Here is a 22925-nt window from a genome sequence, read left to right as displayed (position 1 = left end):
GGCGCAGAATGTGATTCGCAGGAGAGCGAGATGACGACACCGTTGACCTGGCACGATGTGCTGGCAGAAGAGAAACAGCAGCCCTATTTTATTAACACCCTCAGCACCGTTGCGGCAGAGCGGCAGTCTGGCCAGACGATTTATCCGCCACAAAAAGATGTTTTCAACGCGTTTCGCTATACCGAACTCAGCGATGTGAAAGTGGTTATCCTCGGCCAGGATCCTTACCACGGACCGGGACAGGCTCACGGGCTTGCTTTCTCTGTACGTCCTGGGGTTGCTATCCCCCCTTCGCTTCTGAACATGTACAAAGAACTCGAAAAGACCGTGCCCGGGTTTACCCGGCCCACTCATGGTTATCTGGAAAGCTGGGCGCGCCAGGGCGTGCTGTTACTGAATACGGTACTCACCGTACGTGCCGGTCAGGCACATTCTCACGCCAGCCTGGGCTGGGAAACCTTTACCGATAAAGTCATCAGCCTTATCAACGAGCATCGTGAAGGGGTGGTGTTTTTACTGTGGGGTTCCCACGCGCAGAAGAAAGGGGCGATTATCGACAGGCAGCGTCATCATGTCCTGAAGGCACCGCATCCATCACCGCTGTCAGCGCATCGTGGTTTCTTTGGTTGTAATCATTTTGTTCTGGCGAACGAGTGGCTGGAAAAACGTGGCGAAACGCCAATTGACTGGATGCCAGTGTTACCGGCTGAGAGTGAGTAACGCAGCGGATGTGCCCGTTTTTAGCGGGCACATCCGACGCACAGTATTATGCTTTATTCTGACGCCACCATTCCGCCAGCAGTACGCCAGTCGCAACGGAAACGTTCAGACTTTCAACATTGCCTGTACCGTCGATAGAGACGCTCAGATCCGCGCTGGAAAGCGCAGCATCCGACAGGCCATCACGCTCCTGACCCAGCACCAGCACCATTTTACGCGGCAGTGTTGCTTTAAACAGCGGCGTAGCGGCATGGCTGGAGGTCGTGACGATGGCATATCCCGCATTACGGAACTGCTCAATAGCATCCAGAACGCTGTCGCCGGTGATCGGCTGAACATGCTCTGCCCCGCCCTCTGCGGTACGGATCGCGGCACCCGATTCCAGCAGCGCGGCATCCTGTAACAGCACGCCTTTCACGCCAAAGTGCGCGCAGCTACGCATCATTGCACCCAGATTATGCGGGTTGCCCACATCTTCAAGCGCCAGCACGCAGTCATCGGCTTCCGCCTGGCTAACCCACTGCTGTACGGTAGTCCCGTTACGTTTTTTGATCAGGAAGCACACGCCACCGTGGTGTTCAGTGCCTGATGCTTTCGTCAGCTCAGCGTCATCCACCACATGGTAGGCTTTACGGTTTGCCGCCATCCAGCGCAGCGCTTCTTTAAAGCGCGGGGTTACGCTCTGGATAAACCATGCGCGAACGATGCACTCAGGACGGCTCTGGAACAGCGCCTGGCAGGCGTTCTCGCCATAGACTCGGGTCTCTTCTGCACGCTGACGGCGCAGCACTTCCGGGTCAATAAAGCTTTTCCCGCTGATACCGCCGTGATCGGCTTTTTCAGGCGCCTCATCACCAGGGGCGCGAGAAACGGTACGCCAGGGGGATGAACCCTCGCGCGAGAAATCATCGCGTTTGCGATCGTCACGCTTGCGGTCATCACGTTTGCGGTCATCACCGCGGTTATTTCTGTCATCGCGGGCGGGGCGACGGCCACCGTCTGCACGAGAAGACGCCGGACGCCCGCCACCTTTTCCGGTACGCGGATTTTGGGTGCGTTTATCAGAGTCATCATCACTGCGGACATACATCACTTTGACCTTGCCGCTTTTGTTTTTCATTTCGTCGTTCATGCTTTTCTCCACCAGCGCTGCGCGAAGCGCGCAGATTACCCGATGTGCAAGCTCATAGCCATAAATTCGTACAAAAGCCTGTGACTATTGTTCTCATTGAATAAAACGCATTGTCGTTTCAAACAGGCTGAATGATAATATGTAACATATTAGAAACATTATCGGCATTCTGCCGCTGTCCCACGGCTCTATCAGAGGTTAGTTATGAATACCGTATGTGCCAACTGTCAGGCTCTTAATCGCATTCCGGACGATCGGATTGAAGATGGTGCGAAATGCGGGCGTTGTGGCCATGAACTGTTTGATGGCGATGTTATCAACGCTACGGGTGCTACGCTGGACAAACTCCTCAAGGACGATCTTCCGGTGGTTGTCGATTTTTGGGCACCGTGGTGTGGTCCGTGCCGTAGCTTCGCGCCTGTCTTCGAGGATGTTGCCGAAGAACGCAGCGGCAAAATGCGTTTTGTTAAGGTCAATACCGAAGCAGAACGTGAGCTGAGCGCACGCTTTCGTATTCGCAGCATCCCAACCATCATGATTTTCAAAAATGGTGAAGTGATCGACATGCTTAACGGTGCTGTTCCTAAAGCACCGTTTGATAGCTGGTTAAACGAATCGCTGTAACATTAACGGGGCGCATCTTGTGCCCCGTTCCTTCCTCTGCGAAAATAGGGTTTTTCCTGCACTTCGCCCATGACTGATAACGCTGTTCTTCAACTGCGCGCCGCACGCCTGGCCCGCGCGACTCGCCCTTTTCTTGCCCGCGGCAATCGTATTCGCCGCTGTCAGCGTTGTCTGCTGCCGCTAAAAGTTTGTCTGTGCGAGACCCTTGCGCCGAGCACCGCGAAGAGTCGTTTTTGCCTGGTCATGTTCGATACCGAACCAATGAAACCCAGCAATACCGGACGCCTTATTGCCGACATTCTGCCGGATACCGCGGCATTTCAGTGGTCACGCACGGAACCGCCTCAAGCCCTGCTCGACTTAGTGGCAAACCCGGACTATCAGCCAATGGTCGTATTTCCGGCCTCGTATGCTGGCGAAGATCGCCAGGTACTTTCGGCACCGCCATCTGGTAAACCGCCGCTTTTTATTATGCTGGACGGAACCTGGACCGAAGCGCGAAAAATGTTCCGCAAAAGTCCTTATCTCGATTCATTGCCGGTGATTTCGGTCGACCTTTCCCGCGTCTCGGCCTACCGCCTGCGAGAAGCGCATGCTGACGGGCAGTACTGTACTGCTGAAGTGGCGATTGCCCTTCTGGATTTAGCGGGAGATACCGTCGCGGCAGGTGCGCTGGGGAGCCATTTCTCCCGCTTTCGTGAACGCTACCTGGCAGGAAAAACCGTTCATAAGGGCAGCGTCACAGCAACTGAGACAGAAAACGTTTAAAATCATCAGGTCGCTTGCATTCACAGGAGGCCTGCATGAGCCAGCGAGGGTTAGAAGCGCTACTTCGTCCTAAATCCATTGCCGTTATCGGCGCATCAATGAAACCGGACCGCGCAGGCTATCTGATGATGCGTAATCTGCTGGCCGGCGGATTTAATGGTCCTGTCATGCCCGTGACGCCTGCCTATAAGGCTGTTCAGGGGGTGCTGGCATGGCCGGACGTGCAGAGCCTGCCTTTCATACCGGACCTTGCCATCCTGTGTACAAATGCGAAACGTAATCCAGCCCTGCTGGAGTCGCTCGGCAGGAAAGGATGTAAAACCTGCATTATTCTCTCGTCTCCGCCCGAACAGCAGCCGGAGCTTCTGGCATGCGCCAGTCGCTACCAGATGCGCATTCTTGGGCCAAACAGTCTGGGCCTGCTCGCCCCGTGGCAGGGGCTGAATGCCAGCTTCTCCCCGGTCCCTATCCGCAAAGGCAAACTCGCTTTCATTTCGCAATCGGCTGCGGTATCGAACACGATCCTCGACTGGGCGCAACAGCGTGAGATGGGGTTTTCCTACTTCATTGCTCTGGGTGACAGCCTGGACATCGACGTTGATGAACTGCTCGATTTTCTGGCTCGCGACAGCAAAACCAGCGCCATTCTTCTTTATCTTGAGCACCTGAGCGACGCCCGTCGTTTTGTATCAGCTTCCCGTAGCGCGTCCCGTAACAAACCGATTCTGGTGATCAAAAGCGGGCGTAGCCCCGCCGCCCAGCGTCTGCTGCAGTCGCATTCCGGCATGGATCCCGCCTGGGATGCCGCGATTCAACGCGCAGGTTTGTTACGGGTTCAGGATACACACGAGCTTTTTTCCGCCGTCGAGACGTTAAGCCATATGCGTCCATTACGCGGTGAGAAGTTAATGATTGTCAGTAATGGCGCGGCCCCTGCCGCACTTGCACTGGATGAACTGTGGCTGCGCAATGGCAAGCTGGCCACCCTGGGTGAGGAGACGCTACAACGCCTGAAAGAGGCGCTGCCGGCAAGCGTTAGCCCAGGCAATCCCCTCGATTTGCGCGATGACGCAAGTAGCGATCACTATATCAGGGCGATCTCCCTTTTACTGGATAGCCAAGATTTCGACGCGCTGATGATTATTCACTCCCCCAGCGCGGTCGCTCCCGGGAGTGAAAGCGCGCGCGCACTGATTGACGCCGTCCGGAACCATCCTCGTGGTAAATATGTCACTCTGCTGACCAACTGGTGCGGTGAGTTCTCTTCCCAGGAGGCACGACGCCTGTTCAGTGAAGCCGGTCTGCCCACCTACCGCACTCCGGAAGGCACGATTACGGCGTTTATGCATATGGTGGAGTATCGCCGCAACCAGAAGCAGCTCCGTGAAACCCCGGCTTTACCGGGTAACCTGACGGCGAACACGGCCGATGTTCATCGGCTTTTACAGCAGGCTATCGAAGAGGGAGCCACCTCGCTTGATACGCACGAAGTGCAGCCGATTCTGGGCAGTTACGGGATGCAAACCCTGCCCACCTGGATTGCCGGCGACAGCGCCGAAGCCGTGCATATTGCCGAACAGATTGGCTATCCCGTTGCCCTCAAGCTTCGCTCACCGGACATCCCGCATAAGTCTGATGTCCAGGGGGTGATGTTATACCTGCGGACTGCGACCGAGGTACAGCAAGCCGCTGATGCCATATTCGACCGGGTCAAAATGGCCTGGCCTCAGGCGCGGATCCACGGGCTGCTGGTGCAAAGCATGGCTAATCGCGCTGGCGCTCAGGAGCTGCGCGTGGTGGTTGAATACGATCCTGTCTTTGGCCCGCTTATCATGCTGGGGGAAGGCGGCGTCGAGTGGCGTCCTGAGGAGCAGGCGGTCGTGGCTTTGCCACCACTGAACATGAACCTGGCGCGCTATCTGATCATTCAGGCCATCAAAAGCAAAAAAATCCGGGGCCGAAGCGCGCTGCGCCCTCTTGATATTGCCGGGTTGAGTCAGTTCCTGGTGCAGGTGTCTAATCTGATTGTTGATTGCGCGGAGATCCAGCGGCTGGACATCCACCCGCTGCTCGCCTCCGGCAGTGAGTTTACGGCCCTGGACGTCACACTGGATATCGCGCCTTTCGAGGGTGACAGAGAGAGCCGCCTTGCGATCCGCCCGTATCCTCTGCAGCTGGAGGAGTGGGTGGAGATGAAAAACGGGGAGCGCGCGTTGTTCCGCCCTATCCTGCCGGAAGATGAACCGCAGCTTCGCACGTTCATCTCTCAGGTAACGAAAGAGGATCTTTACTATCGCTATTTTAGCGAAATCAACGAATTTACCCACGATGATTTAGCCAATATGACCCAGATCGACTACGATCGAGAAATGGCATTTGTCGCCGTTCGTCGTTCCGATAAGGGCGATGAGATCCTCGGCGTTACGCGTGCTATTTCCGACCCGGATAATGTTGATGCGGAGTTTGCTGTGCTGGTGCGCTCCGATCTGAAAGGGTTGGGTCTGGGGCGACGGCTGCTGGAAAAACTCATCAGTTATACGCGAGATCACGGATTGTTACGCCTCAATGGCATTACTATGCCTAACAATCGCGGTATGGTGACCCTGGCGCGAAAACTTGGATTTGACGTTGATATTCAGCTGGACGAAGGTATTGTGGCCTTATCCCTGAGCCTGATATCAGCGGATAAAGCCGAGTAAGCTACTGGAAATGTTACCCACTTTGGACGGGACTGGTGGTATCATTGTCCGCTTATGTTGTTTGCATGGTACAGACAACCCTTCAATGAACAGAGAAGAAACGCACTGTGATGTTGTCAAAATTTAAGCGTAATAAACATCAACAACACCTTGCTCAACTACCGAAGATTTCTCAGTCAGTTGATGATGTAGAGTTCTTTTACGCTCCCGCCCATTTTCGGGAGACGCTTCTGGAAAAGATTGCCGGCGCTACGCGTCGCATTTGCATTGTGGCCCTGTATCTTGAACAAGATGAAGGTGGGCGCGCGATCTTAAATGCGCTCTATGAAGCCAAGCGTCAACGTCCGGAACTGGATGTTCGCGTGCTGGTCGACTGGCACCGCGCTCAGCGTGGCCGTATAGGCGCTGCTGCTTCAAACACCAATGCTGACTGGTATTGCCGCACGGCGCAGGAAAATCCTGGCGTCGATGTGCCCGTTTACGGCGTACCTGTAAATACCCGAGAAGCGCTCGGCGTCCTCCATTTCAAAGGGTTCATCATTGATGACAGCGTGCTGTACAGCGGCGCGAGCCTGAATGATGTTTACCTCCATCAGCTCGATAAATATCGATATGACCGTTACCATCTGGTTCGTAATCCGCAGATGGCGGATATCATGTTTAACTGGGTTGATAAGAACTTAGTGCAGGGTCGCGGCGTAAATCGTCTTGACGATCCACACCGTCCTAAAAGCCCGGAAATTAAAAATGATATCCGCGCGTTCCGCCAGGAACTGCGTGATGCGGTCTACCATTTCCAGGGCGATGCCAATAACGAAGAGCTATCCGTTACACCGCTGGTGGGGTTAGGCAAATCAAGCCTGCTGAACAAAACGATTTTCCACCTGATGCCGTGTGCGGAGCAGAAACTCATCATCTGCACCCCTTACTTCAACCTTCCCGCCGTGCTGGTGCGTAATATCATTCAGCTGCTGCGTGATGGTAAAAAAGTTGAAATTATCGTCGGTGACAAAACGGCTAACGACTTCTTTATTCCTGAAGATCAACCGTTCAAGATTATCGGTGCCCTCCCTTATCTCTATGAGATTAACCTGCGCCGTTTCCTGAGCCGTTTACAGTATTACGTTAACACTGACCAGCTGGTCGTGCGTCTGTGGAAAGATGAAGACAACAGTTATCATCTGAAAGGGATGTGGGTTGACGATGAATGGATGCTGCTTACGGGCAATAACCTCAACCCTCGCGCCTGGCGTCTGGATCTCGAAAATGCCATCCTGATCCATGACCCGAAACATGAGTTAGCGACCAGTCGTGAACGTGAGCTCGAGCTTATTCGCACGCATACCACTGTGGTTCAGCATTACCGTGCACTGCAGAGCATTGCCGATTACCCGGTGAAAGTCCGCAAGCTTATTCGTCGCCTGCGTCGAATCCGTATTGACAGACTTATCAGCCGTATTCTGTGATGTCCAGGCCCTGTCAGCGACAGGGCTTTTTTTTGGAGTCCGCTAATGCGTATTCTTCTCTTGCTGAGTGCTCTCTTTCTCAGTGGCTGTAGCCATATGGCTAACGATAGCTGGTCCGGGCAGGATAAAGCGCAACACTTTCTCGCCTCCGCGATGTTGTCCGCTGCCGGTAATGAGTATGCACAACATCAGGGGTACAGTCGGGATCGTAGTGCGGCAATCGGCCTGATGTTCTCTGTAAGCCTTGGGGCTTCAAAAGAACTGTGGGATAGCCGCCCCGCGGGGAGCGGCTGGAGCTGGAAAGACTTTGCCTGGGACGTAGCCGGTGCCACGACCGGCTATGCCGTGTGGCAGATGGCTCGCTATTAGAGACGAATACCTTTACCCTTTCGATGCAACATCAGGGAGACAATAAAGGCCAGTGCCCCCATCACCGTCACGTACCAGAAGAAAGTTGTTTCCGTTCCCCATGATTTAAGCGACAGCGCGACGTACTCCGCAGAGCCACCGAACAGCGCATTGGCGACCGCATAAGAAAGCCCTACCCCCAAAGCGCGTACCTGTGCCGGGAACATCTCAGCCTTCAGGATCCCACTGATCGATGTGTAAAAACTGACAATGACCATCGCCAGCATGACCAGACCAAAGGCGGCATACGGTGAGGAAACGTGCTGAAGCGCAGTTAAAATGGGAACAGTACATAACGCGGACATGCCGCCAAAGATCAGCATTGATGTGCGACGCCCTATTTTATCGGAGAGCGCGCCAATAAGTGGCTGAATCAGCATAAAGACGAACAACGCGGCGGTCATGATAGCGCTGGCGACGTTGGCGTGCATGCCCGTGGTGTTCACCAGATATTTTTGCATGTAGGTGGTGAAGGTGTAAAAGCTGAGAGAACCGCCCGCGGTGAACCCGAGAACCATCAGGAAAGCTTTGCGGTTACGCCACAGCCCTTTAAACGACCCCGCCTCCTTCAGCGCCCGGACCTCTTTTTGCGAGGTTTCATCCAACTGACGACGCAACCAGAGTGCGACGACCGCCAGTACAGCGCCCATCGCGAAAGGAATTCGCCATCCCCACTCATGAAGCTGGCTGTCGGTAAGGACCTGCTGCAGAATAACCACCACCAGAATGGCCAGAAGCTGGCCACCAATAAGCGTGACGTACTGGAAAGAGGCGTAAAACCCTTTCCGGCCCTCAAGGGCAATTTCACTCATGTAAGTGGCGCTGGTACCGTATTCTCCTCCAACAGAAAGCCCCTGGAACAGACGAGCCAGTAGCAAAAGAGCCGGCGCCCATGTCCCGATAGCGTCATAACCGGGGAGACAGGCGATCACCAGCGAGCCAAAGCACATCATGCAGACCGAAATCAGCATGGATGCCTTACGTCCTCGACGGTCTGCGATCCGTCCAAACAACCATCCACCAATGGGGCGCATTAAGAAGCCCGCAGCAAATACGCCCGCCGTTTGCAGAAGCTGTGTGGTGGTGTTACCGGACGGGAAGAAGATATGTGCGAAGTAAAGTGAACAGAATGAGTAGACGTAAAAGTCGAACCATTCCACCAGGTTCCCTGAAGAGGCACTGACGATTGCCCATACCCTTCTACGGGAATCACTGGCAGCCAGCGTCCCGTTCGATGTTATGCTTTCTGTCATTGTGATTATGCTCCTGCCATAAAAACGGCATGCTGAGTCCTGAGAACTCACGATCTTGTAAAGCAAATGTTATTATTTTGTTATAAATAACATTGAGAGTAAGATCACATTTTCTGTTAGCAAGGTAAGTTATAGGATAAAGACTAAGGGTCGTTGGCTGGTGTGGCGGTGTGCAGTCTGATGCCGTCTCCGGCGGCGGGAAAAACCCAAAGCAAAAAACCCCGCACCATACGGTACGGGGTTCTTTTAATTGATGCCTGGCAGTTCCCTACTCTCACATGGGGAGACCCCACACTACCATCGGCGCTACGGCGTTTCACTTCTGAGTTCGGCATGGGGTCAGGTGGGACCACCGCGCTAAAGCCGCCAGGCAAATTCTGTAATCTGTATCAGCTGAAAATCTCTCTCATCGCCAAAACATCTTCGGCGTTGTAAGGTTAAGCCTCACGGTTCATTAGTATCGGTTAGCTCAACGCATCGCTGCGCTTACACACCCGACCTATCAACGTCGTAGTCTTCAACGTTCCTTCAGGAGACTTAAAGTCTCAGGGAGAACTCATCTCGGGGCAAGTTTCGTGCTTAGATGCTTTCAGCACTTATCTCTTCCGCATTTAGCTACCGGGCAGTGCCATTGGCATGACAACCCGAACACCAGTGATGCGTCCACTCCGGTCCTCTCGTACTAGGAGCAGCCCCCCTCAATTCTCCAGCGCCCACGGCAGATAGGGACCGAACTGTCTCACGACGTTCTAAACCCAGCTCGCGTACCACTTTAAATGGCGAACAGCCATACCCTTGGGACCTACTTCAGCCCCAGGATGTGATGAGCCGACATCGAGGTGCCAAACACCGCCGTCGATATGAACTCTTGGGCGGTATCAGCCTGTTATCCCCGGAGTACCTTTTATCCGTTGAGCGATGGCCCTTCCATTCAGAACCACCGGATCACTATGACCTGCTTTCGCACCTGCTCGAGCCGTCACTCTCGCAGTCAAGCTAGCTTATGCCATTGCACTAACCTCCTGATGTCCGACCAGGATTAGCTAACCTTCGTGCTCCTCCGTTACTCTTTGGGAGGAGACCGCCCCAGTCAAACTACCCACCAGACACTGTCCGCAACCCGGATCACGGGTCTACGTTAGAACACCAGCCATTAAAGGGTGGTATTTCAAGGTTGGCTCCACGCAGACTGGCGTCCACGCTTCAAAGCCTCCCACCTATCCTACACATCAAGGACCAGTGTTCAGTGTCAAGCTATAGTAAAGGTTCACGGGGTCTTTCCGTCTTGCCGCGGGTACACTGCATCTTCACAGCGAGTTCAATTTCACTGAGTCTCGGGTGGAGACAGCCTGGCCATCATTACGCCATTCGTGCAGGTCGGAACTTACCCGACAAGGAATTTCGCTACCTTAGGACCGTTATAGTTACGGCCGCCGTTTACCGGGGCTTCGATCAAGAGCTTCGCGTTACCGCTAACCCCATCAATTAACCTTCCGGCACCGGGCAGGCGTCACACCGTATACGTCCACTTTCGTGTTTGCACAGTGCTGTGTTTTTAATAAACAGTTGCAGCCAGCTGGTATCTTCGACTGATTTCAGCTCCACCCGCAGGGGCTTCACCTACATATCAGCGTGCCTTCTCCCGAAGTTACGGCACCATTTTGCCTAGTTCCTTCACCCGAGTTCTCTCAAGCGCCTTGGTATTCTCTACCTGACCACCTGTGTCGGTTTGGGGTACGATTTCGTGTTACCTGATGCTTAGAGGCTTTTCCTGGAAGCAGGGCATTTGTTACTTCAGCACCGTAGTGCCTCGTCATCACACCTCAGCGTTAACAAGGAACCGGATTTACCTGGAACCTCCGCCTACATGCTTAAACCGGGACAACCGTCGCCCGGCTAACATAGCCTTCTCCGTCCCCCCTTCGCAGTAACACCAAGTACAGGAATATTAACCTGTTTCCCATCGACTACGCCTTTCGGCCTCGCCTTAGGGGTCGACTCACCCTGCCCCGATTAACGTTGGACAGGAACCCTTGGTCTTCCGGCGAGCGGGCTTTTCACCCGCTTTATCGTTACTTATGTCAGCATTCGCACTTCTGATACCTCCAGCACCCCTCACAGGACACCTTCAACGGCTTACAGAACGCTCCCCTACCCAACAACGCATAAGCGTCGCTGCCGCAGCTTCGGTGCATGGTTTAGCCCCGTTACATCTTCCGCGCAGGCCGACTCGACCAGTGAGCTATTACGCTTTCTTTAAATGATGGCTGCTTCTAAGCCAACATCCTGGCTGTCTGTGCCTTCCCACATCGTTTCCCACTTAACCATGACTTTGGGACCTTAGCTGGCGGTCTGGGTTGTTTCCCTCTTCACGACGGACGTTAGCACCCGCCGTGTGTCTCCCGTGATAACATTCTTCGGTATTCGTAGTTTGCATCGGGTTGGTAAGCCGGGATGGCCCCCTAGCCGAAACAGTGCTCTACCCCCGAAGATGAGTTCACGAGGCGCTACCTAAATAGCTTTCGGGGAGAACCAGCTATCTCCCGGTTTGATTGGCCTTTCACCCCCAGCCACAAGTCATCCGCTAATTTTTCAACATTAGTCGGTTCGGTCCTCCAGTTAGTGTTACCCAACCTTCAACCTGCCCATGGCTAGATCACCGGGTTTCGGGTCTATACCCTGCAACTTAACGCCCAGTTAAGACTCGGTTTCCCTTCGGCTCCCCTATACGGTTAACCTTGCTACAGAATATAAGTCGCTGACCCATTATACAAAAGGTACGCAGTCACCCCATAAAGAGGCTCCCACTGCTTGTACGTACACGGTTTCAGGTTCTTTTTCACTCCCCTCGCCGGGGTTCTTTTCGCCTTTCCCTCACGGTACTGGTTCACTATCGGTCAGTCAGGAGTATTTAGCCTTGGAGGATGGTCCCCCCATATTCAGACAGGATACCACGTGTCCCGCCCTACTCTTCGAGTTCACAGCCTGTGCATTTTCGTGTACGGGACTTTCACCCTGTACCGTGCGACTTTCCAGACGCTTCCACTAACACACAAGCTGATTCAGACTCTGGGCTGCTCCCCGTTCGCTCGCCGCTACTGGGGGAATCTCGGTTGATTTCTTTTCCTCGGGGTACTTAGATGTTTCAGTTCCCCCGGTTCGCCTCGTTAACCTATGTATTCAGTTAACGATAGTGTGTCGGAACACACTGGGTTTCCCCATTCGGACATCGCCGGGTCAAAGGTTCATATCACCTCGCCGGCGCTTTTCGCAGATTAGCACGTCCTTCATCGCCTCTGACTGCCAGGGCATCCACCGTGTACGCTTAGTCGCTTAACCTCACAACCCGAAGATGTTTCTTTCGATTCATCACCGGTTTGCGAAAATTTGAGAGACTCGAACACACATTAGCTGTGTGTCGTTTCAATTTTCAGCTTGATCCAGATTTTTAAAGAGCAAATATCTCAAACGTCACCCGAAGATGAGTTTTGAGATATGTCGGCAGGTGACTTTCACTCACGAACCAGCAAGTGGCGTCCCCTAGGGGATTCGAACCCCTGTTACCGCCGTGAAAGGGCGGTGTCCTGGGCCTCTAGACGAAGGGGACACTGAAGTCTCAATCGCAAGACGCCTTGCTATTTACTTTTCATCAGACAATCTGTGTGGACACTACAAAGGCAGGTTCTTTAAGGTAAGGAGGTGATCCAACCGCAGGTTCCCCTACGGTTACCTTGTTACGACTTCACCCCAGTCATGAATCACAAAGTGGTAAGCGCCCTCCCGAAGGTTAAGCTACCTACTTCTTTTGCAACCCACTCCCATGGTGTGACGGGCGGTGTGTACAAGGCCCGGGAACGTATTCACCGTAGCATTCTGATCTACGATTACTAGCGATTCCGACTTCATGGAGTCGAGTTGCAGACTCCAATCCGGACTACGACGCACTTTATGAGGTCCGCTTGCTCTCGCGAGTTCGCTTCTCTTTGTATGCGCCATTGTAGCACGTGTGTAGCCCTACTCGTAAGGGCCATGATGACTTGACGTCATCCCCACCTTCCTCCAGTTTATCACTGGCAGTCTCCTTTGAGTTCCCGGCCGGACCGCTGGCAACAAAGGATAAGGGTTGCGCTCGTTGCGGGACTTAACCCAACATTTCACAACACGAGCTGACGACAGCCATGCAGCACCTGTCTCAGAGTTCCCGAAGGCACCAATCCATCTCTGGAAAGTTCTCTGGATGTCAAGAGTAGGTAAGGTTCTTCGCGTTGCATCGAATTAAACCACATGCTCCACCGCTTGTGCGGGCCCCCGTCAATTCATTTGAGTTTTAACCTTGCGGCCGTACTCCCCAGGCGGTCGACTTAACGCGTTAGCTCCGGAAGCCACGCCTCAAGGGCACAACCTCCAAGTCGACATCGTTTACGGCGTGGACTACCAGGGTATCTAATCCTGTTTGCTCCCCACGCTTTCGCACCTGAGCGTCAGTCTTTGTCCAGGGGGCCGCCTTCGCCACCGGTATTCCTCCAGATCTCTACGCATTTCACCGCTACACCTGGAATTCTACCCCCCTCTACAAGACTCTAGCCTGCCAGTTTCGAATGCAGTTCCCAGGTTGAGCCCGGGGATTTCACATCCGACTTGACAGACCGCCTGCGTGCGCTTTACGCCCAGTAATTCCGATTAACGCTTGCACCCTCCGTATTACCGCGGCTGCTGGCACGGAGTTAGCCGGTGCTTCTTCTGCGGGTAACGTCAATTGCTGCGGTTATTAACCGCAACACCTTCCTCCCCGCTGAAAGTACTTTACAACCCGAAGGCCTTCTTCATACACGCGGCATGGCTGCATCAGGCTTGCGCCCATTGTGCAATATTCCCCACTGCTGCCTCCCGTAGGAGTCTGGACCGTGTCTCAGTTCCAGTGTGGCTGGTCATCCTCTCAGACCAGCTAGGGATCGTCGCCTAGGTGAGCCGTTACCCCACCTACTAGCTAATCCCATCTGGGCACATCTGATGGCAAGAGGCCCGAAGGTCCCCCTCTTTGGTCTTGCGACGTTATGCGGTATTAGCTACCGTTTCCAGTAGTTATCCCCCTCCATCAGGCAGTTTCCCAGACATTACTCACCCGTCCGCCACTCGTCACCCGAGAGCAAGCTCTCTGTGCTACCGTTCGACTTGCATGTGTTAGGCCTGCCGCCAGCGTTCAATCTGAGCCATGATCAAACTCTTCAATTTAAGTTTGATGCTCGTGAATTAAACTTCGTAATGAATTACGTATGTTCACTCAGAGACTTTGGTATTCATTTAGTGTCCGAAGACATTAAGAATCCATGTCACTTTGAGTGCCCACACAGATTGTCTGATAAATTGTTAAAGAGCAGTGCCGCTTCGTTTTCGCTGCGGCGCGGGGTGTGCATATTACGCTTTCCCGCTTCAGAGTCAAGCATTTATTTTCGCTTATCTCTGCTGACCCGGCGGCGTGTGTGCCGTTGTTCCGTGTCAGTGGAGGCGCATTATAGGGGGTAATTCTGAAGCTGCAAGGATAAAGTGAAAATTATTTACTGACTGCTCACTTTCCAGGCGATTTGCATCCCAGACCTCAATTCTGGCCTGGTTTTTAAACAAAAACGAGCCGCAAGCGGCCCGTTTTTGCGTTTTGTGACTTACTGCACTGCCACAATTTTGTCGTCGTTGGCTTCCAGACGGATAACTTTGCCCGGAATCAGCTCCCCGGAGAGTATCTGCTGCGCCAGTGGGTTTTCGATCTGTTGCTGGATTGCGCGTTTCAGCGGACGCGCCCCATAAACCGGATCGTACCCATTTGCGCTCAAGAGCTTCAGCGCATCATCGGAGATGTGAATTTCATATCCACGCTCTTCCAGACGTTTATACAGACGCTGCAGCTGAATCTGCGCAATCGACGCAATATGTTTCTCACCCAAAGGATGGAACACTACCACTTCATCAATACGGTTAATGAACTCTGGACGGAAGCTATGGCTTACCACGCCCATCACCAGATCCTTCATATGGCCGTAGTCCAGTTCACCGAAACGTTCCTGAATCAAATCGGAACCCAGGTTCGAGGTCATGATCACTACCGTGTTACGGAAGTCGACCGTTCTCCCCTGTCCGTCAGTCAGCCGTCCATCGTCAAGAACCTGCAGCAGAATGTTGAACACATCCGGATGCGCTTTTTCCACTTCATCCAGCAGGATGACGGAATAAGGACGACGGCGCACCGCTTCTGTCAGGTAGCCACCTTCTTCATAACCCACATATCCTGGAGGCGCACCAACCAGTCGCGAAACGGAGTGTTTCTCCATAAACTCGGACATATCGATACGCACCATCGCGTCATCGCTGTCAAACATGAAGTTAGCCAGCGCCTTACAGAGTTCGGTTTTACCGACCCCCGTAGGCCCCAGGAACAGGAACGAACCGATCGGACGATTAGGGTCAGACAACCCTGCACGGCTACGGCGAATCGCATTAGAGACCGCTTCAACCGCCTCGTTCTGACCAATCACGCGCTGATGCAGATCCTGCTCCATGCGCAGCAGTTTGTCGCGTTCGCTTTCCATCATGCGCGCAACCGGAATACCGGTCCAGCGAGCCAGCACTTCAGCGATCTCCTCATCCGTTACTTTGTTTCGTAACAGACGCATCGTTTTGCCTTCTGACTGTGTAGCGATCTCAAGCTGTTTCTCAAGCTCAGGAATTTTGCCGTACTGCAGTTCAGACATTCGCGCCAGGTCACCCACACGACGCGCTTGCTCAATGGCAATTTTCGCCTGTTCCAGTTCAGCTTTAATTGTCTGAGTACCCGAGAGTGAAGCTTTCTCCGCTTTCCACTCTTCTTCCAGCTCAGAGTACTGACGTTCTTTATCGTCCAGTTCTTCGTTGAGCATATCCAGCCGTTTCTTACTGGCTTCATCAGACTCTTTCTTCAGTGCCTGCTGTTCCAGTTTGAGCTGGATGATGCGACGGTCGAGCCTGTCCAGCTCTTCCGGTTTCGAGTCAATCTGCATACGAATGCTCGAGGCCGCTTCATCAATAAGGTCGATTGCTTTATCGGGCAACTGACGGTCAGCGATATAACGATGCGAAAGCGTGGCCGCTGCAACAATCGCCGGGTCAGTAATCTGCACATGGTGGTGCAGTTCATAACGTTCTTTCAGCCCACGCAAGATCGCGATGGTATCTTCAACGCTTGGCTCAGCAACAAACACTTTCTGGAAACGACGTTCCAGCGCAGCATCTTTTTCGATGTACTGACGATACTCATCCAGTGTGGTAGCCCCTACGCAGTGAAGCTCCCCACGAGCCAGGGCTGGTTTCAGCATGTTGCCGGCATCCATCGCGCCGTCCGCTTTACCCGCGCCGACCATGGTGTGCAGTTCGTCAATAAACAGAATGACGTTGCCTTCCTGTTTCGCCAGGTCGTTAAGCACGCCTTTCAGACGCTCTTCGAACTCACCGCGGTATTTCGCCCCGGCCACCAGCGCACCCATGTCGAGCGCCAGTACACGACGACCTTTCAGCCCTTCCGGCACTTCACCGTTCACAATGCGCTGCGCCAGACCTTCGACGATGGCGGTTTTACCGACCCCCGGCTCACCAATCAGCACCGGGTTGTTTTTGGTACGACGCTGCAGTACCTGGATAGTACGGCGAATCTCTTCATCACGGCCGATCACCGGGTCAAGCTTGCCCTGCTCGGCACGCTCGGTCAGGTCGACCGTAAATTTTTTCAAAGCCTGACGTTGGTCTTCGGCTCCCTGATCGTTCACGCTTTCACCTCCGCGCATTTTCTCAATCGCCTGAGTCACATTGGCGGTGGTTGCGCCGGCAGATTTCAGCAGGTCGGTCAAGGTACCGCGTGATTCAAGCGCCGCCAGAACGAAAAGTTCTGACGAAATAAAGTTGTCCCCACGTTTTTGCGCCAGCTTGTCGCAAAGATTCAGCACACGCACCAGATCCTGAGACGGCTGAACGTCGCCACCGGTACCTTCTACCTGGGGTAAACGGCTCAGAGCCTGATCGATGGCGGTGCGTAACTGGCCAGCATTAATGCCGGCAGACGTTAATAACGGACGCACCGATCCCCCTTCCTGATTCAGCAAGGCGCTCATTAAATGAAGAGGTTCGATGAATTGGTTGTCGTGCCCCAGTGCAAGGGACTGGGCATCGGCGAGAGCAAGCTGGAATTTATTAGTAAGACGATCCAGACGCATAACTCCTCCCATAACAGGTCAAATTTGCTACTGGAGATTAAATGAGGTCATCCCTCAATTATTCAAGGTTAATGACCTGAATTATGTGAAAAGAAAACGGCACGTTCCGGATCGTCTTGATTCTTTAGGTTATATCAGCCAAATAAAACTTGCCATACGACCTGTCGTCTTGTCGCGGCGATAAGAGAAAAAATCACCCTTTTCGGTGAAGGTACAGCGATCGCCGCCGAAGATCTGCGTCACGCCGACATTATTCAGGCGCTGGCGGGCCAACAGGTAAATATCGGCCAGATATTTTTCACCGGCAGGAAGGAAAGCATCCGCGGCTTGCAGATCTTTCTCCATAAAGGCTTCGCGGACCTCGGGTCCCACTTCAAACGCACGAGGACCAATGGCCGGGCCGAGCCAGGCCATGATATTCGCAGGGTCATCTTTAAAGCAGGCGACGGTCTCTTCGAGCACACCTTCACACAGACCACGCCAGCCCGCATGCGCTGCTGCCACCTCGGTACCGGCACGGTTACAGAACAGAACCGGCAGGCAATCGGCAGTCATTACCGCACATACCGTTCCCGGGGTATCACTGTAAGACGCATCGGCCCGTTTAGACGCATAGGGTTCGCCCGTTAACGGCAGTACCGTTTTACCGTGAACCTGTTCCAGCCAGACCGGTTTCGACGGTAAATTCCCGGCAGCAAACAGGCGTTTGCGGTTTTCTTCAACGTGCTCCAGGTTGTCACCACAGTGTGCGCCGAGATTCAAAGATTCCCACGCGCCCTGGCTCACACCGCCGATACGGGTTGAACTGCAGGCAGCCACGCCCTCAGGCAGTGGCCACTCCGGGACAATCAGTTTGGTCATAACCAGTCCACTTGATCTTTATGTTCTTCAAAATCAACACGCATGGCGTCAATAAGGTCGACCATATCCTGTGGGATCGGCGCGTGCCATTCCATCTGAATACCGGTGATAGGATGGTAAAGACGCAGCATCGTTGCGTGCAGCGCCTGGCGATCAAACTTACGCAGTACGCTAATGAACTCATCCGATGCACCTTTTGGCGGACGCGGACGACCACCGTAGACCTGATCGCCCACCAGCGGATGGGTAATGTGCGCCATATGAACACGGATCTGGTGAGTACGACCGGTTTCCAGACGCAGACGCAGACGCGTATGAATGCGGAAGTGTTCCATAATGCGGTAGTGCGTTACCGCAGGCTTACCCATCGGGTGCACCGACATATGGGTACGTTTGGTTGGGTGACGGCTGATAGGTTCTTCCACCGTGCCGCCAGCGGTCATATGACCAATGGCCACCGCTTCATATTCACGGGTGATTTCACGCAGCTGCAGAGATTCCACCAGACGTGTCTGAGCTGGAACGGTCTTTGCCACCACCATCAGACCCGTGGTGTCTTTATCCAGACGGTGAACGATGCCGGCGCGCGGAACATCCACGATAGGCGGGTAATAATGGAGAAGTGCGTTAAGCACCGTGCCATCAGGGTTCCCCGCGCCCGGATGAACAACCAGGTCACGTGGCTTGTTGATCACCAGGATGTCATCATCTTCATAGACGATGTTCAGCGGGATATCCTGCGGCTCGAAGCGGATATCCTCTTCGATTTCAGCATTGATGGCGACGGCTTCCCCACCTAACACTTTCTCTTTTGGTTTGTCCCAGATCTTGCCGTTTACCAGCACGCGCTGGTCAAGGATCCATTCTTTTATGCGTGAACGCGAATAATCAGGGAACAATTCGGCCAAAGCCTGATCTAAGCGTTGACCGAGCTGATTTTCGGAGACTGTTGCGGTGAGTTCTACTCGTTGTGCCATAAACTGCTTCTTCGTTTAACGTTGGGTTTTACGGCTTTGCCGTTTAATATAGTGTGCTATTGTAGCTGGTCTTAATCGGGAGCAGGAACAGAGTTTCTCCCGGACAAACATTTGAGGAAAGTCAAAACGTCATGACGCGCATGAAATATCTGGTGGCAGCGGCCACGTTGAGCCTGGCTTTGGTGGGCTGCTCCGGTTCAAATGAACAGGTCCCTGACAATCCGCCGAATGAAATCTATGCGACTGCACAACAAAAGTTGCAGGACGGTAACTGGAAACAGGCGATAACGCAACTGGAAGCGTTGGATAATCGCTATCCATTTGGTCCGTATTCGCAGCAGGTACAGTTAGATCTCATCTATGCCTACTATAAAAATGCCGATCTGCCGCTGGCTCAGGCAACCATCGATCGTTTCATGCGTCTGAACCCGACTCATCCTAACATCGATTACGTCATGTACATGCGCGGTCTTACCAACATGGCGCTGGACGACAGTGCCCTGCAAGGTTTCTTCGGTGTGGATCGTTCTGACCGTGACCCGCAGCATGCGCGTGATGCTTTCAACGACTTCTCCAAACTGGTGCGCGGCTACCCGAACAGCCAGTACGTCACTGACGCGACCAAACGTCTGGTGTTCCTGAAAGATCGTCTGGCGAAATACGAATACTCCGTTGCGGAATACTATACCCGCCGTGGCGCATGGGTTGCCGTGGTTAATCGTGTAGAAGGTATGCTGCGTGATTACCCGGATACACAGGCAACGCGTGATGGCCTGAAGCTGATGGAAAATGCTTACCGTCAGATGCAGATGACCGCACAGGCTGACAAAGTGGCGAAAATCATCGCCGCGAACAGCAGCAACACCTGATATTGCCTCAATGCAAAACGGCAGCCTTAGGGCTGCCGTTTTTTTTATGCGTTCAGAGATCAGCTGAAGCGGTTTAGCCTCAACACATCCTATCAACTATGACCGCAAATCGGGCCTTCCACAAGGTAAATATCACCTCTTCCTGCCCTGCCTCACAAAAAACATTCCCTGACAAAAACCGACAAAATAACGTGATCTAAATCACACATTTTGACATTAGGACAGGTATGCTGGAATCACCAAGACGGAAAGACAAGAGGTAAAATTTATGACAATGAACATTACCAGTAAACAAATGGAAATTACTCCGGCAATCCGCCAACACGTCGCAGACCGTCTCGCCAAACTGGATAAATGGCAAACACATTTGATTAACCCACATATCATCCTGTCCAAGGAGCCGCAAGGTTTCATCGCTGACGCAACTATCAATACTCCAAACGGCCATCTGGTCGCCAGCGCAAAACATGAGGATATGTACACCGCTATTAACGATTTGATCAACAAGCTGGAACGGCAGCTCAATAAAGTGCAACACAAAGGTGAAGCCCGTCGCGCCGCAACGTCGGTGAAAGACGCCAGCTTCGCGGAAGAAGTTGAAGAAGAGTAATCCTTTAAATTGAGTTTACCGCCAACGCGCCTTCGGGCGCGTTTTTTATTGACAGCGTGAAAACAGTACGGGTACTTTAACGGTATCAACGACAGGATGATTTCATGAAACACACACCGTTTTTCTTCGCATTCTTTTTTACCTTCCCCTGATTGGGAGGCGTTTCGTCGTGTGATAAAGAATGCGAAGACGAACAACAAGGCCTCCCACACCGGGAGGCCTTTTTTATTAATAACGATAAACGAGACAGGCAACACTATGACACCGGAAAACCCGTTACTGGACCTGCGAGTGAAAATCAGCGCACTGGACGAAAAATTACTGGCCCTGCTAGCAGAACGTCGCACACTCGCCATCGAAGTGGGAAAAGCCAAGCTGGACTCCCATCGGCCGGTGCGTGATATCGACCGTGAACGCGACCTGCTGGAACACCTGATTCAGCTTGGCAAAGCGCACCACCTCGACGCCCATTACATCACCCGTTTGTTCCAGCTCATCATCGAAGACTCCGTTCTGACCCAGCAAGCGCTACTCCAGCAGCATCTGAATAAAACGAACCCGCACTCTGCACGTGTCGCCTTCCTCGGCCCTAAAGGCTCTTATTCTCACCTTGCCGCGCGCCAGTACGCAGCACGTCATTTCGAAGAGTTTATTGAAAGCGGCTGCGCAAAATTTGCTGATATTTTCAATCAGGTCGAAACCGGACAGGCGGATTACGCCGTCGTACCGATTGAAAACACCAGCTCAGGCGCCATTAACGACGTGTACGATCTTCTGCAGCACACTACGCTGTCGCTGGTTGGCGAGATGACCATCCCTATCGATCACTGCGTACTGGTCTCTGGCTCAACCGACCTGAGCCAAATCGAGACGGTGTACAGTCACCCACAACCGTTCCAGCAGTGCAGTCAATTCCTCAACCGTTATCCGAACTGGAAAATTGAGTACACCGAAAGCACTTCTGCGGCGATGGAAAAAGTGATGCAGGCCAATTCCCCGGCGGTGGCCGCGCTTGGCAGCGAGGCGGGCGGAGCGCTGTATGGCCTGCAGGTACTGGAACGCAACCTGGCGAACCAGACGCAAAATATCACCCGCTTCGTGGTACTGGCCCGTAAAGCCATCAATGTCTCTGAGCAGGTTCCGGCTAAAACGACGCTGCTGATGGCGACCGGGCAGCAGGCGGGTGCGCTGGTTGAGGCCCTGCTGGTACTGCGTAACCACAACCTTATCATGACGAAGCTGGAATCTCGCCCGATTCATGGTAATCCGTGGGAAGAGATGTTTTATCTGGATATCCAGGCCAACCTGGAATCTGCATCCATGCAGAAAGCCCTGCGTGAACTGGGAGAAATCACCCGCTCAATGAAAGTGCTGGGCTGCTATCCGAGCGAAAACGTCGTGCCGGTTGACCCCGCTTAACGTTCGATAAAGCGGCTTTTCTTCATCCCTGCCACGCTAACGGGCAGGGTGAAGATGGCGCCGGAGAGCGGATACTGCGCCACTTCATCCGCATCCATATTTTCCCGCGTGGTCGTGATAAACAGGGTCTTCATATCCTCGCCGCCAAAGCAGACCATCGTCGGACAACGAACCGGCATGCGATACTCTTCCAGTTGCTCCCCCTGCGGTGAAAAGCGCGCAATACGCCAGCCATCAAACATTGCGCTCCAGTAGCAGCCTTCTTCATCCATCGCAGCACCGTCGGGTATGCCCTCCCCCTCTTTAAAGCGGCGGAATATCTCGCGTTTCCCCGGCTCACCTTGCTCATCAAGCGGCGTGCGGTAGATAACGCCATTTGGCGTGTCAGAGGTGAACATCCACTGTTTGTCCGGGCTGAATGCCAGACCGTTGTGCCCGTGAATATCACACTGGATCACTTTCGGCGTCAGGTCATTATCGATACGCATCAGCATGGCGCCGTCGTAATCCCCCGGCCCCCAGAAGGTTCCCGCATAGAACCGTCCATGATGATCGGTACCTCCATCATTAAAACGCGCCAGTTGCGGGTTAGAGGGGTTATCACACACCTTGCGCTGAAGCAGACCGTGCTTGTCAGCAAGCCAGATGCCATTGCGCATCGCGACGATAAAGCCGCCACGCTCACGCAGAGCGAAACAGCCTACTTCTTCATGGAAAGAGAGTACCGTGTGTTCCGCGGTGGGCAGATGATAACGGTGGATCTCCCCCTCCAGAATATCTGCCCAGTAGAGCGCATGCTCTTCGGCACTCCACGTCGGACATTCGGGCAGATGCCCGGTGTAATTCAACAGCGGCTGCGGTTCGGCCATAACAGTTCCCCAAAAT

16 protein-coding genes, 1 tRNA gene, 3 rRNA genes and 1 other annotated feature are annotated in these 22925 nt (G+C 53.5%); of the genes, 10 read left to right on the top strand and 10 right to left on the bottom strand.

What is annotated here, in order from left to right; all coding sequences use genetic code 11:
* Nucleotides 1–30: 30 nt before the first annotated feature.
* Nucleotides 31–720 (top strand): uracil-DNA glycosylase, encoded by a 690-nt coding sequence (ung, locus tag L466_RS15400; protein ID WP_025203444.1) that lies wholly within the window; start codon nucleotides 31–33, stop codon nucleotides 718–720.
* 46 nt (nucleotides 721–766) lie between these two features.
* Here ung and L466_RS15405 read toward each other — a convergent pair whose 3' ends face one another.
* The gene (locus L466_RS15405; protein ID WP_025203443.1) at nucleotides 767–1852 is read right to left on the bottom strand and encodes a tRNA/rRNA methyltransferase; all 1086 of its coding nucleotides are present in this window, start codon (nucleotides 1850–1852) and stop codon (nucleotides 767–769) included.
* Between the two features lie 204 nt (nucleotides 1853–2056).
* Between L466_RS15405 and trxC the strand changes: the two genes are divergently transcribed.
* From trxC to L466_RS15430, 5 genes are all read left to right on the top strand, one after another.
* On the top strand, nucleotides 2057–2476 hold the full coding sequence (gene trxC / locus L466_RS15410; RefSeq protein ID WP_014171226.1) for a thioredoxin TrxC: 420 nt from the start codon (nucleotides 2057–2059) through the stop codon (nucleotides 2474–2476).
* 69 nt (nucleotides 2477–2545) lie between these two features.
* Nucleotides 2546–3244, top strand: a complete 699-nt coding sequence (tapT, locus tag L466_RS15415; RefSeq protein WP_032680476.1) for a tRNA-uridine aminocarboxypropyltransferase — start codon at nucleotides 2546–2548, stop codon at nucleotides 3242–3244.
* 35 nt (nucleotides 3245–3279) lie between these two features.
* Entirely contained in the window at nucleotides 3280–5943 is a 2664-nt protein-coding gene (gene pat, locus L466_RS15420; RefSeq protein ID WP_025203442.1) for a bifunctional acetate--CoA ligase family protein/GNAT family N-acetyltransferase, read from the top strand.
* A 110-nt stretch (nucleotides 5944–6053) separates the two neighbouring features.
* Nucleotides 6054–7409, top strand: a complete 1356-nt coding sequence (pssA, locus tag L466_RS15425) for a CDP-diacylglycerol--serine O-phosphatidyltransferase (protein WP_032680475.1) — start codon at nucleotides 6054–6056, stop codon at nucleotides 7407–7409.
* Between the two features lie 45 nt (nucleotides 7410–7454).
* On the top strand, nucleotides 7455–7778 hold the full coding sequence (locus L466_RS15430; protein WP_014171230.1) for a YfiM family lipoprotein: 324 nt from the start codon (nucleotides 7455–7457) through the stop codon (nucleotides 7776–7778).
* Here L466_RS15430 and L466_RS15435 read toward each other — a convergent pair.
* The 8 genes from L466_RS15435 to rluD form a co-directional block, all read right to left on the bottom strand.
* Complete coding sequence (locus L466_RS15435; RefSeq protein ID WP_025203439.1) at nucleotides 7775–9070, bottom strand: MFS transporter; 1296 nt, start codon at nucleotides 9068–9070, stop codon at nucleotides 7775–7777. The genes L466_RS15430 and L466_RS15435 overlap by 4 nt on opposite strands.
* A 255-nt stretch (nucleotides 9071–9325) precedes the next feature.
* Nucleotides 9326–9441 (bottom strand): 5S ribosomal RNA (gene rrf, locus L466_RS15440).
* Between the two features lie 62 nt (nucleotides 9442–9503).
* Nucleotides 9504–12409, bottom strand: a 23S ribosomal RNA gene (locus tag L466_RS15445).
* Between the two features lie 192 nt (nucleotides 12410–12601).
* A tRNA-Glu gene (locus tag L466_RS15450) sits at nucleotides 12602–12677 on the bottom strand.
* Between the two features lie 85 nt (nucleotides 12678–12762).
* Nucleotides 12763–14302, bottom strand: a 16S ribosomal RNA gene (locus L466_RS15455).
* The 16S, 23S and 5S rRNA genes sit together here with 1 tRNA gene alongside, the layout of an rRNA operon.
* Before the next feature lie 428 nt (nucleotides 14303–14730).
* On the bottom strand, nucleotides 14731–17304 hold the full coding sequence (gene clpB, locus L466_RS15460) for an ATP-dependent chaperone ClpB (protein WP_032680474.1): 2574 nt from the start codon (nucleotides 17302–17304) through the stop codon (nucleotides 14731–14733).
* Nucleotides 17305–17433: 129 nt separating this feature from the next.
* Nucleotides 17434–18165, bottom strand: a complete 732-nt coding sequence (yfiH, locus tag L466_RS15465) for a purine nucleoside phosphorylase YfiH (RefSeq protein ID WP_020883923.1) — start codon at nucleotides 18163–18165, stop codon at nucleotides 17434–17436.
* On the bottom strand, nucleotides 18162–19142 hold the full coding sequence (gene rluD / locus L466_RS15470; protein WP_014171235.1) for a 23S rRNA pseudouridine(1911/1915/1917) synthase RluD: 981 nt from the start codon (nucleotides 19140–19142) through the stop codon (nucleotides 18162–18164). Before rluD ends, yfiH begins: the two co-directional genes overlap by 4 nt.
* A 131-nt stretch (nucleotides 19143–19273) precedes the next feature.
* On the opposite strand from rluD, the gene bamD reads away from it, so the two are divergent.
* The 4 genes from bamD to pheA all read left to right on the top strand — a co-directional run bounded on the left by bamD (nucleotide 19274) and on the right by pheA (nucleotide 22040).
* Nucleotides 19274–20011: an outer membrane protein assembly factor BamD gene (bamD, locus tag L466_RS15475; RefSeq protein WP_013098339.1), complete on the top strand. Its 738-nt coding sequence runs from the start codon at nucleotides 19274–19276 to the stop codon at nucleotides 20009–20011.
* A 268-nt stretch (nucleotides 20012–20279) separates the two neighbouring features.
* The gene (gene raiA / locus L466_RS15480; protein WP_003863162.1) at nucleotides 20280–20621 is read left to right on the top strand and encodes a ribosome-associated translation inhibitor RaiA; all 342 of its coding nucleotides are present in this window, start codon (nucleotides 20280–20282) and stop codon (nucleotides 20619–20621) included.
* 103 nt (nucleotides 20622–20724) lie between these two features.
* Nucleotides 20725–20850 (top strand) — a sequence feature (Phe leader region).
* Entirely contained in the window at nucleotides 20726–20773 is a 48-nt protein-coding gene (gene pheL / locus L466_RS23600) for a pheA operon leader peptide PheL (protein WP_001386991.1), read from the top strand. (Overlaps the previous feature by 48 nt.)
* 29 nt (nucleotides 20851–20879) lie before the next feature.
* Entirely contained in the window at nucleotides 20880–22040 is a 1161-nt protein-coding gene (gene pheA / locus L466_RS15485; RefSeq protein WP_032680473.1) for a bifunctional chorismate mutase/prephenate dehydratase, read from the top strand.
* Here the strand turns inward: pheA and L466_RS15490 are convergent.
* A complete protein-coding gene (locus L466_RS15490) occupies nucleotides 22037–22909 on the bottom strand; it encodes an SMP-30/gluconolactonase/LRE family protein (RefSeq protein WP_032680471.1) in 873 nt (290 codons plus the stop codon). The two genes, pheA and L466_RS15490, sit on opposite strands and share 4 nt — an antisense overlap.
* Nucleotides 22910–22925 lie beyond the last annotated feature (16 nt).

Source organism: Enterobacter sp. BIDMC 30 (assembly GCF_000534355.1).
Classification (GTDB): Bacteria; Pseudomonadota; Gammaproteobacteria; order Enterobacterales; family Enterobacteriaceae; genus Enterobacter; species Enterobacter ludwigii.
Note: the sequence above shows the minus strand (reverse complement) of the source record. Positions and strands in the feature narration are given on the sequence as shown.